An 11,035-nucleotide genomic window follows, 5' to 3' on the forward strand; every position below is an offset into this window, starting at 1 on the left:
ATGGACGTGATCGAACGCTTCGTACTCCACCGGTTGAACCGGATGCTCACTGTCGACTTGTGAATATGACGTACAGCGGGTCAAGCTCTGATTCGGCGGGAAAGACGACGATATAATCGTCAATCCGCAGGTCTTTCCCTTCGCCCGCGAGGGGTTCGAGGGTGGGTACTGACGGGGATTGGACAAACCCCAGGCGAGGCGATGCCGTTGGTGCGGCGGGAACACTTCTTTGGAGAGTGACCGGATCAGACCAACGAACGGTGATCGGTGCGCTGCCGTCAGCGGTGAAACTGTAAGCGTTGAGTTGCTCGTCATATTGCGCCACTCTGACCCTTACCCGGGAGGTCGGTGGGTTTCGCGGCGACGGCGTAATGTAAACCTGTTCCAGCTCCTTGATCTCGCGCAAGCCCTTGAACATCGTTCCGGGTTTACTGGGTACGATAGATGTGCCCATTCTAAGAAGAACATCGACCTCGCCCCCGTCTGCCGCCAGCGTCTGCCAATCCTGCCCCTCCAGCGGCTGCAACTCGGACAAGGGAACGCTGAGACCGAAAATTTTCGTATCCGCGCGGCTGGAAAATTCGAATTGCAATACACCTGCACATTGGTTCTCGTCACTCAACTCGCCTGACGTATTGCGCCAGGTAAATTCTGCGACAGCCGAACGAATGGTTTTTTGCAGGTCAACTTGTTGAGAAAGCTGCAACGCCGATGGTTCGCCTTCCAGTAGAACGGCGGGGCGTTTATTGGCAACGGCCAGTAACGCAGTCATCAAGTGAGCGGTTTTCGAAGACCCGGCGCCGGCCTGGGTACGAGAACGAAGCAATTGCTCCTGCGCCCCTGCCAATAATGGTTCGGCCTGGTCATGAAGCGCACGATGCCGCTGGGCAACGGTGGCCGATAGCGCAATGTAACGGTCGTGCGTGGCATTGATCTGTTGTGCGATGTCCTGCCACTGCGCTTGCTCTGACCGCGCAAATTTCAGGTCGCTCTGAGCACTTTTTTTAGCGAATTCAATGCGCATTTTATGGAATTCCAATTTTCTGACGGCCATCAAGGTTTCATGCTGAGCAAGCTCCAGGGCACGTATGCTCGCTTCCTGTTCAGAAATGGCCAGCGGAGCGCTCTGTCGACTGCGCGAATGCTGGATATCCCGCTCAAAAACGCCGAATGCCATTTCCACGGCTTGTTCTGAACCGGCCACGTTCGCGGCAATTTTTTGCACCTCCATCAGGCTGCGGGCGACAGGGCTCGCCGGTAACAATGGACGCGGGGCGGAGACAGCCTCGTTCTGGAATGCTGCAAGGCCTTGTTGTTCATGCCAGTTTCTGACGTTATGCACGACCAGCTCCGCGCTGTTCCTGATGACACTATCGTCGGCGTAAAACAGCAAGTCTGCGCCTTGGGGATGACCGACGATCCGGTCAAAATGATTGATTAGCCGGTCATGGTCCTGCCTGGGTAAATCGACGGCCCAGATCCTCTCGACCAGCGCCTGAAATTCCGACGCGGTGTATTCCTTGAGTGTTGCTTTAAGTTCCATCTTTTGTTCTTCCTTTTGACACTTGGGGGAACTGCCGAAGACAATGGCACCTGCTCGGTTAAGAGCGGGTGCCGTTAAATCGATAGAGGGGCAAATTATTCTGGTTTGAAACCAGGTTTTTTATTAGCTGCACGCCAGTCTTTAACAACTCTTAGCACATCCTCCGGCGTACTTACGCACCCTTCCTTAGGGTAAAAAATGACGTCAGAGCGATCTGAATGCTCAGTCACTAACTCGAAATGCCTCACGCCCTTCGCGATGAGGTCGTCAAATTCATCAGCGGATAAGTCGTCTCTCTCTTCATAAAGACTTCGTAAGAATTGTAAGAATTCGGCTTCTGTGTAGTCTTCAAGTTTCTCTTTGAAAATCATCATTAATTTCCTTTTCCATGAAGATTAATATGCCGTCTCGCAGTCATTATTACCAAATTATCCATATCGTAAACTGCTCCCCCTTGAGCAACTTCTTCTATGTGATGGATTTCATGTTTAATGCGCCCCCCATTTCTCTCATCTTTTGGTGCATAAGGAGCCTTGCCCCTTTTCATCAAGTGCAAATCGATAGGCGTAAATTGAGACTTGAGGTCCGGATCTGCCGCAACCGCCTTCCAGAACGCACGCCTAAACCCATGAAAATTACGAAACTCCTGCAATCTCAACTGATCTGCAATATGCGAAGGAATTGGTGCCCCCACTCCCCGCGCAGCCTCACCCAACCATATCCCTGAAACCGCTTGCCCCACCCCGGTCGCGACACCTGGATCGTCCCGTCGATCACGAAACAAAGCATCCGGCGAAGGCAGCTCCATATCCCCCGGAAACCCGGGAATTCTCGCACCAATCTCCCCTTCGTCAACAGCCGGAAACGTCTCGTTTTCCGGTAGGACCGGGATGGCCGGGTTGCCGGGATTAACCACCGGTAAGGTCGGCGTGATGGGCAATGTCGTCGAGCCGAGATCTTCGCTGCCCGGCGGCACCAAAGGTTTCCAGCTAGTGGCTGGTGGTATTGGCCAAGGAACAACTGCTGGCGCGATCCCGAGCCAGCCCTCAGCACTATTCGGCGTCTTGATACTGATGTTGTCGAGGTTGAAAGGATCAGACCAGAATTCTGACCGTTCCTGATAGCGCAGTTCGAACTCACGGTGTTCACCGACCCACGTGCTTTTCGGCGCGTAGGGTGCGAAGCCTTGTTCGATGCGTTTTTTGTTCACTTCATCAAATGCGGAGGCAAGCAGATGATGCTCTCCAAGCGTTTGCCACATGGCTTTGTCGAAGGCTTCGAACGACTTGAATTCCCGACCTCGAAACTGATCGCCGATTTGAGCGGGAATGGCTGCCCCCTGCGTCTGGGGGGCCGAACGCCACCAGTCAGTAGTTGGCGGTTGTCCGGTGCCGGTGACGACGCCCGCCCCCATCGGCGGCAAACCGAAGGACAGGTAGGTCGGTGGCAGGCCAGGCACGCAGACGATGCAGTCCTGAATGCGTAAATCGACACCTGACGGGATGTCCAGAACCTCGAACGGGGTAACAGCCAATCGAGACGGGTTCGTCATGGCGGGCTGAAGCGTGGAATCAGGCGTGATCAGCAAGTGCCGGGGCGGCGCCCCAGGGATCTCGGCGGTGTAGAGCCCGGAGAGGGGATCGAGTACTGCATTGACGACTGGAACCCGAGAATCGATGTCACCCCCGGTACTGACGGCGATGATCGCAGTACCTTCCGGTATGGCAACGGTTTTGAGCCGGTACTCCACCTCTGCAGATCCGCCCGCGTCAGCGATCGTTTGCAGCTCTTGACGGTCGTACAGCCCCAGTACTTGAGCCGGCACGACAGCGTGGAACAAGCGCCTGCGTTGTTCCGGAGTCAACTCGCCATTGCCCAGGGTGGGTGAGTACACCATCGCCGTGACGAAAACCGGGCCTGTCCTTGCTGCAATGCGAAGGACATCGGTGAGCGTATCGGCGGCCGCCTGAACTGCTTTCTCCAGCGCTGCGGCGACCTCTTGTGCAACCTGTATGGCTTCCTGGGACAGGATCATCCCGCCATGGGCAAGCGCAGTGACAGGGACTGTCAGCGTGTTGACCTGCCTGACCCGCTCTATGCGCGAATCTGCATCGGCCTGCTGCTTGAAGCGAATGCGCGCATCGCGTTGCTCGGCAGCCTGTCGCTGACGCTCCCAGCCGGCTTCTCTTTCGCGCCAGGCGATGGTCTGTTCGGCATGGTGCCTGGACAAGGCATTGGATTTTTCCGTCAGCGCATTGATTTGTGCCGACAACAAACTCGCCTCATGGGCGGCGTTATAGGCGTTTTCCCAAATCTGATGACCAGTACCGAATGCCTCGCCGAACTGGTCCAGGCGCGCCAGGTAATCACTCGCTGAGCGAACGAGCGCATTGTGACCATCGAACGCAAGGGCGGTCGCGTTCTTTGCGTTGAGTTCTGAAGTTTTACGAGCGATCAGCCCGTCAATTTCGTTTTTCTCTTTGGTGATGAGATACAGCTGCCAGCGTTCGGTCGAATCGTTGTTGGGTGCGCGATTAGCCGCCAAAATTTCCTGTTGAAGCGATGACTCCAGTTGCGCGACCTTGGCAGAGAAGCTTTGGTCGACAGCAGTCCTGAAGTTGTGATGCCGCTGCATCCACGACTCGAGCACTTGCTGTCGCGCCTGCGCACGGACGAGTTCCTGCGCTTGTGCCGCGGCGGCCGCTGCCTGAATTCGCTGTTGTTCCTGGGCTTGCAGGTACTCTTGTTTGACTCGCCTCCTGGCTTCTCTTGTGCTTTGACTGGGGCCGCTGAATGCCCCGGACGCGCCTACGCGGTTACCTCCAGAGCCGCCGCCCCCTGAGCCGCCACCGCCACCCGAAGCCGGCGGGCCGGATCTGATGACGACATCTCCTGTTGATCCATCGTTGAGTGTTTGTTGTGCCATACAGTCTCTCCTTGTCTGTAGGGCGCAGCATGTCGATGGAGTAATGCTCAGGTGCGGTACATATATATAGGTCGAATTTATTTATAGGATCAATGCGTTACCAGCGGTCAAGAGAGCTGCCATTGTTCCAGGCAGCGACAATGAGCCCCTCATCACAGGTGCTTTAAAGCCTGCCTGCTGTGCTCATCCAAAGAAGAAGTTTGTCGTGTCAGCGCCCAACTTTCTTATCCGCATTAACTTTTTAGTACACTAATATTTGTTGAAATCTTGTACACAAACCCAAGGATTTAACCCCCCACAACTGGATAACCCCCGTTTAGCTGCTAACTTTTACAGACGCGTCCTACAGGCTTGATTGGAAAAAAATACGCGTCAAAGGCCGCCAAGTGCCGAGTCGTCCGCTGAGCCACCAGGGAACCGGGGGAATCATGTCGAAAAATTCAGGAGCGAACGCCTTGTTGTTGGCGGCCTCGCTGGCGTCAGCCTTTTGTGCACACGCCGACAACGCTGACACCGCCAATAAAAGCAACAACCCGCTGAACCTCGCGCCGGGGATGAACCTGCAGGACTACTACACCCCGAGATACTACGACTCCAATATCCATAGCAACGACCTGCTGGTGCGCGGCACGCTGCCGATTGCGCCCAACGATTTCATCGGCGTCCCGCAGTTGCTACGCGCCACTGCGCCGATCAGCACCCGCCCCGATCCCAACGGCGGCTACAGCACCGGTGAAGGTGATCTGAACCTGTTCGACATCTTCCTGCTCAAGACCGAGGGTGTGCAGCTGGGTATCGGGCCGATGATCACCGCGCCCAGTGCCGACCAGGACGAACTCGGCACGGGTAAATGGCAGGCCGGTCTGGCCGCCGTCGCAATCGATTCATCGCCCCGCGGCTTGCTCGGGGCGCTGGTGCAATACCAGAGCTCCTTTGCCGGCGACAGCGACCGCGAGCATGTTGAGTCGGCCACTCTGCAACCGTTCATCATTCACAACCTGAACAAGGGCTGGTACCTGCGTTCCACCGGCACCTGGACCTTCGACCTCAAGAACGACACCCATTACATCCCTGTCGGGTTCGGCGCCGGCAAAGTCTGGAAGTCCGGGCCCAATATCCTCAACGCCTTCATCGAACCGCAGTGGACCGTAGAGCACAAGGGCGACGGCTTGCCACAGTTCACGCTATTCGCCGGACTCAACGTCACCTTCGGCAAATGAGGATTTATCTATGCACGGTGTAATTCGCGCAGCCAGCTACAGCCTGATGACGATGTTTGTCAGCTGCGGCGTCGGTGCCCAGGATCCTGGCACCCAGTCTTCGACCGGTTTCACCGCCACTCCGGAAGAAGCCCGGGGCATTGGGCATTGCCAAGGAAGCTTAGGCCCGCGCCTGCAAGACCTGTTGCGCGCTTGTTACAGCCGTGAACCGACCGAAGATCAGGCGCAGCGCCGACTCAGGCAATCCTTGGCTACGCTGCAAAGTCAGGCCAAACACAACAACGAATCAGCCGCACCCGCACTGCGACCACTTAATCCCGTTCACGAGAAGGATTCCCCATGACGAACCCGCTATCGATCCGCCAAGGCTACGGGCTGCTGCTCCTACTCACCCTGGCGCTGAGCCTGCCGGCGCTCGCCCAGACCGGCGAGCCACTGCCCTCGTGGAACGACGGCCCGGCGAAGACCAACATCATCGAGTTCGTCCGGACGGTGACCGATCAAGGCAGCAAGGACTTCGTCAAACCCGCCGATCGCATCGCCGTGTTCGATAACGACGGCACCCTGTGGAGCGAACAACCGGCGTACTTCGAATTGCTGTTCGCCTTCGACGAAGTCAAGCGCACCGCACCGCAGCATCCGGAATGGAAAACCACCCAGCCGTTCAAGGCCGTGCTGGAAAACGATCACAAGGCCCTGGGTGAGTCGGGCATGGACGGCATTCTGAAGATTTTCGGCGCGACCCACACCGGCATGACCACCGAGGCGTTCGATGACTACGCCAAGACTTGGCTGGCCCGGGCCCGCCATCCGAAAACCGGCAAGCCTTACACCGAGATGATCTACCAGCCGATGCTGGAAATGCTCGACTACCTGCGCAGCCAGGACTTCAAGACCTACATCGTCTCCGGTGGCGATACCGCGTTCATGCGTGCCTTCGCCGAGAAGGTCTACGGCATCCCGCCGGAACAAGTCATCGGCACCACCTTCGTCACGGCGTACCAGCTCAAGGATGGCCAGCCGTCGATTGTGCGCACGCCCAGACTGGCCCACAACGATGACGGGCCGGGCAAACCGGAAAGCATCGACGCGGTCATCGGGCGCCGACCGATCCTGGCGTTCGGCAATTCCGACGGCGACCTGCAAATGTTGCAGTGGACGGCCGCCGGGCCAGGCAAACGCCTCATGGGCCTGGTGCACCACACCGACGCCAAACGCGAATGGGCCTATGACCGCAACTCGGATATCGGCCGTCTGGACAAGGCCCTGGACGAAGCCAATACACGTGGCTGGACGATCGTCGACATGGCGTCCGAATGGCGCCGGGTCTATCCGTTCGAGGCCGCCACACCCGAGCAAGTGCAGTAAAAAGCGTTACGCAGGACCGCAAAGAACGTTTGTCGCACCACGCGACCCAGCGCAAAAGGAGCAAGTCAGATGACTCGCATACGCAAGTGGCTACCGGAACTCGCCCTGGTGGCGGCCTCGGTCCTGGCGATTTCGATTCATCACCGGCCAGACGCCGCTGCGGACCGGCCTGTCGAAAGTCGGCATACCGGGCGCGCCGGTCGGCCTGCAAAAACGCGACATCACCATCGCCCAGGCGCTCAAGTCCCAGGGCTACACCACCGGCCAGTTCGGCAAGAACCATCTGGGTGATCGCCGCTGCGCAAGCGTTCATCGAGAAACAGGCGAAGGCCGACAAACCGTTCTTCGTCTGGATGAACACCACCCGTATGCACGTGTTCACCCACGTGCGCGATTCGATGAAGGGCCAGAGCGGCATGCCCGGCAATGAATACGCGGACGGCATGCTCGAGCACGACGGTGACGTCGGCAAACTGCTGAAAACCCTCGACGACCTGAAAATCGCCGACAACACCATCGTCGTCTACACCACCGACAACGGCCCGAACCAGTTCTCCTGGCCGGATGCGGCCACCACGCCGTTCCGTAACGAGAAGAACTCCAACTGGGAAGGCGCTTATCGGGTACCGGCGATCATTCGTTGGCCGGGCAAGATCAAGGCCGGTGAAGTCTCCAACGAGATGTTCTCGGGCATGGACTGGTTCCCGACCCTGCTCGCGGCGGCTGGAGATGCCGAAGTGAAGGACAAGCTGCTCAAAGGCTGGGCGCCAACCTCGGGCGGCAACAACTTCAAAGTGCACCTGGACGGTTTCAATCAGCTGCCTTATCTGACCGGCCAACAGCCTAAAGGCGAGCGTAAGGAGTTCTACTACTTCAACGACGACGACGGCGTGCTGGTGTCCATGCGTTTCTACAACTGGAAAGTGGTGTTCTGCGAACAACGGGAACCGGGTGGTTTCAGGGTCTGGAGCGAACCGTTCGTGTGCCTGCGGGTGCCGAAAATCCTCAATCTGCGGATGGATCCGTATGAACGGGCGGACGTGGTTTCCGATCAGTTTTACGACTGGAATACCAAAAACGTCTACCTGGCGGCTGTAGCGGTCGGCAAGTCTGCGGCGTTCCTGCAGACGTTCGTCGAGTATCCGCCGAGCCAGAAACCGGCCAGCTTCAGCATTGACCAGATCCGTGCGGCGGTAGACAAGAAAATCGAAAAAAAAATGAAAGCTGCACAGTAAGACCGCATGACCGCCGCTCGCCCTCATTGGCGAGCGGCCCCTTTTCCAGATGACAGCACGTACCCTCCTGTAGGAGCTGGCTTGCCAGCGAAAGCAGTATTTCAGGCGACATCTACCTTGACCGGAAGACCGCCTTCGCTGGCAAGCCAGCTCCTACAGGGGGTTGTGTTGAATTCGAAATTTGTACAAGGCAATAGTCCATGTCCTCACGTGTCGCCAGCAAATCGTCGGCCATCCCCGCCTCTCACGCCAAAGCCCCGGCGCTGCTGATCCCTGCCCTGCTGCTGTTCGTCTCCGGTGCCGCGGCGCTGGTGTACCAGGTGTTGTGGATCAAACAACTGTCGTTGGTGGTCGGTGTCGAGGTCTACGCCATCACCACCGGGATCAGCGCGTTTTTTGCCGGTCTGGCATTGGGCGGCTGGCTGTTTGGCCGTTGGGCGGATCGCTTGTCGAAGCCGGTTCTGCTCTATGCAGGGCTGGAAGTGCTGGTCGCGGTGCTAGGTGTCGGCGCGACGTTCGCCATGAGCCTGGCGGCCAGTCCGTTTGCCTGGCTGGAACAACAGGTCGGCCTGCTGGCCTGGGCGTTGCCGTTTGCTTTGATCGGGATTCCGGCGCTGCTGATGGGCGGCACCCTGCCGGTGCTGGTGCGCTCGTTGGCGGCCGACCCGCAGCAATTGGGCAAGGCCGGCGGGCAGCTCTATGCGGCGAACACTGCCGGGGCCATTGCCGGCACCCTGCTGGCCGCGTTCGTGCTGATCGCGACCCTCGGCGTGCGCGGCAGTGCCTTGGCGGCGGCGATGCTGAACTTGCTGGCCGCCGTCGGTGCCCTGTGGTTCCAACGCCAGCGTTCGGTGCCGCTCCAGGCACCGGCAAAGCACCCTTCCAGCACCGCGCCGGACCGTCTGGCCTTGTGGTTGTATTCGATCGCCGGCGGCGTGGCCCTGGGTTACGAAGTGGTCTGGTCGCAATCCATCGTGCAGTTCATGAGCACCCGCACCTACGCGTTCGCCGTTGTGCTGGCGACTTACCTCACCGGGCTGTTTCTGGGCAGCGCCCTGCTGGCCCGTCGGGTCGATCGCCTGCGCGATCCCTGGGGGGTGTTCGGTTTGCTGATTGCCGGTGCCGGGCTGGTCGCCTTGCTGGAAATCGCCCTGCTCGGACGGTGGCTGGTGGTTGCCCAAAGCCTGGCCGAAAGTTGGGTGCTGTCGCTGGGCGCGGGCGAACTGCCGGGCATGAGCGCCCGGTTTGCAGTCACGGCGATGAGCATGGTTTTTGTGCCAACGCTGATGCTCGGAGCCGCTTTCCCCTTGGCCCTGCGCTTGAGTGTCGGTCGCGAGCGGATCGGTCGGGATGTCGGCGCGGTGGTAGCGTTCAACACCCTGGGCGGGATTATCGGGGTCATGCTCTGCGGGTTTGTGAGTTTCACGAAATGCTGCTGGTGGGTTCGATGGAGCCGATCGAACTGGATGTGCTGAAAATCAGCGCACGCTTGCAGCAGGACAGCGTGCGCAGCACCTTACAGGACGTAGGCATTGGTTCGGCGGCTGCCTTGCTCGCCACCTGGGTGACCGATCGCGCGGGCCTTGAACGCTTCGCCGCAGACGCGCTGCCCGTCACTGACGATCAACCCCGGATCGAGTATGCGCCGTGGGTACGGAGCAAGGAGATCACTCGCGTGCTGCCGGCGCTTCTGGACCTGCGTCAGCCGCCCGTGCTGGTGAATGCGGACGCGGGCTTCCATGAGCGCATGAACGCGCACCAGCAGCGGCTGATGCAGTTTTATCGGGCGAGCCTGCATGCCTATGATGGCGACCGGGATGCCTGGGCCAGGGATATTCGCGAGGTGATGCGCGGGGATGGGGGGAATCCGTATTTCCGGTGGTTTGTCGGGGAGTGATTCTGAGTCTGGGAGACCGCTATCGCGGGAAAGCCCGCTCCCACAGGGTGTTGTGTAGTGTCCAAATGTTGTGAACGACACCAAACCCTGTGGGAGCGGGCTTGCCCGCGATGGGGCCCTCAGCCTCAATAAATTACTTGGACTTGAGCTTCAGATAAGACTGATGCAAATCCGAAGCCCAACCATCGATCACACCTTTCACATCATCGGCCTTCATCACCTGCGACTCGTTTTCCAGCGGTTTGCCGGTGCCTTTGCGCACCACCTGGGCCAGGACCTTGTTGTTTGCGCCGTCAAGGAACACCGCTTCCGTGGCCAGGTCGGTTTCCTGATCGCGAATGCCACTGGCCGTGCTCACCGCCGCGGCCAGCAGGGCAATCGGGATCACTTCATAAGGCTTCAGGCCTTCGGTCTTGCTGCTGACGGCGGTAATCGCTGCACGCACGACGAGCACACCGGGGCCAGGGCCAGCCGCCAGCGGCAGGGATTTACCCACTTCACGCTTGAGCGCCTGATCGTAATAGCCGGTGATACCGTTCAGAGTGCCCTGAGGGATCTTCGCGGTCGGTTGGGGCTTGGGGTAGAGCTGGGTCGGTTCAATGTAGACGCTGGTGTACTTGTTGATGTCGAGCTTGGGATCGACCCAGCGCATCACGGTAGCACCCGAGGGTGACTGGGCTTCCTTGAGCTGACTGTAATCCTTGAGAAACCCCGAATACTGGTCCGGTTCCACGACTTTACTGGAGCAGCCCACCATTGCGATCGAGGCAATGCACAGAGTGCTCATCATTAATGCAAGCTTCATGCTGTAACTCCTGTAAGCGGTTCGGCAAGGGTACGAACAAG

General features: G+C 58.7%; 7 protein-coding genes and 2 pseudogenes. 5 read left to right on the forward strand and 4 right to left on the reverse strand.

Annotated features, from left to right (window positions below; translation table 11 throughout):
- Positions 1-46 precede the first annotated feature (46 nt).
- The 3 genes from ACA062_RS16835 to ACA062_RS16845 form a co-directional block, all read right to left on the reverse strand.
- Positions 47-1,543: an S-type pyocin domain-containing protein gene (locus ACA062_RS16835; protein WP_497452114.1), complete on the reverse strand. Its 1,497-nt coding sequence runs from the start codon at positions 1,541-1,543 to the stop codon at positions 47-49.
- Between the two features lie 95 nt (positions 1,544-1,638).
- A complete protein-coding gene (locus ACA062_RS16840; protein WP_497457436.1) occupies positions 1,639-1,914 on the reverse strand; it encodes a bacteriocin immunity protein in 276 nt (91 codons plus the stop codon).
- Positions 1,915-1,916: 2 nt separating this feature from the next.
- The gene (locus ACA062_RS16845) at positions 1,917-4,469 is read right to left on the reverse strand and encodes a pyocin-S2/colicin E7-DNase domain-containing protein (protein ID WP_497452115.1); all 2,553 of its coding nucleotides are present in this window, start codon (positions 4,467-4,469) and stop codon (positions 1,917-1,919) included.
- Positions 4,470-4,897: 428 nt separating this feature from the next.
- Here ACA062_RS16845 and ACA062_RS16850 point away from each other — a divergent pair, with 428 nt between their 5' ends.
- The 5 genes and pseudogenes from ACA062_RS16850 (at position 4,898) to ACA062_RS16870 (ending at position 10,189) form a co-directional block, all read left to right on the forward strand.
- The gene (locus tag ACA062_RS16850; RefSeq protein WP_497452116.1) at positions 4,898-5,689 is read left to right on the forward strand and encodes a hypothetical protein; all 792 of its coding nucleotides are present in this window, start codon (positions 4,898-4,900) and stop codon (positions 5,687-5,689) included.
- Positions 5,690-5,699: 10 nt separating this feature from the next.
- Positions 5,700-6,032 (forward strand): hypothetical protein, encoded by a 333-nt coding sequence (locus ACA062_RS16855; protein WP_497452117.1) that lies wholly within the window; start codon positions 5,700-5,702, stop codon positions 6,030-6,032.
- The gene (locus ACA062_RS16860; protein WP_497452118.1) at positions 6,029-7,057 is read left to right on the forward strand and encodes an HAD family hydrolase; all 1,029 of its coding nucleotides are present in this window, start codon (positions 6,029-6,031) and stop codon (positions 7,055-7,057) included. The genes ACA062_RS16855 and ACA062_RS16860 overlap by 4 nt, the downstream gene beginning before the upstream one ends.
- A 127-nt stretch (positions 7,058-7,184) precedes the next feature.
- Positions 7,185-8,292: pseudogene (locus tag ACA062_RS16865) on the forward strand (sulfatase-like hydrolase/transferase); the annotation flags it as partial.
- A gap of 200 nt (positions 8,293-8,492) precedes the next feature.
- Positions 8,493-10,189, forward strand: a pseudogene (locus ACA062_RS16870) (fused MFS/spermidine synthase).
- Positions 10,190-10,322: 133 nt separating this feature from the next.
- On the opposite strand, the gene ACA062_RS16875 reads toward ACA062_RS16870, so the two are convergent.
- A complete protein-coding gene (locus ACA062_RS16875) occupies positions 10,323-10,994 on the reverse strand; it encodes a DUF3313 domain-containing protein (RefSeq protein WP_497452119.1) in 672 nt (223 codons plus the stop codon).
- Between the last annotated feature and the right edge of the window lie 41 nt (positions 10,995-11,035).

The sequence above is a fragment of the Pseudomonas sp. LBUM1679 genome (genome assembly GCF_059695565.1).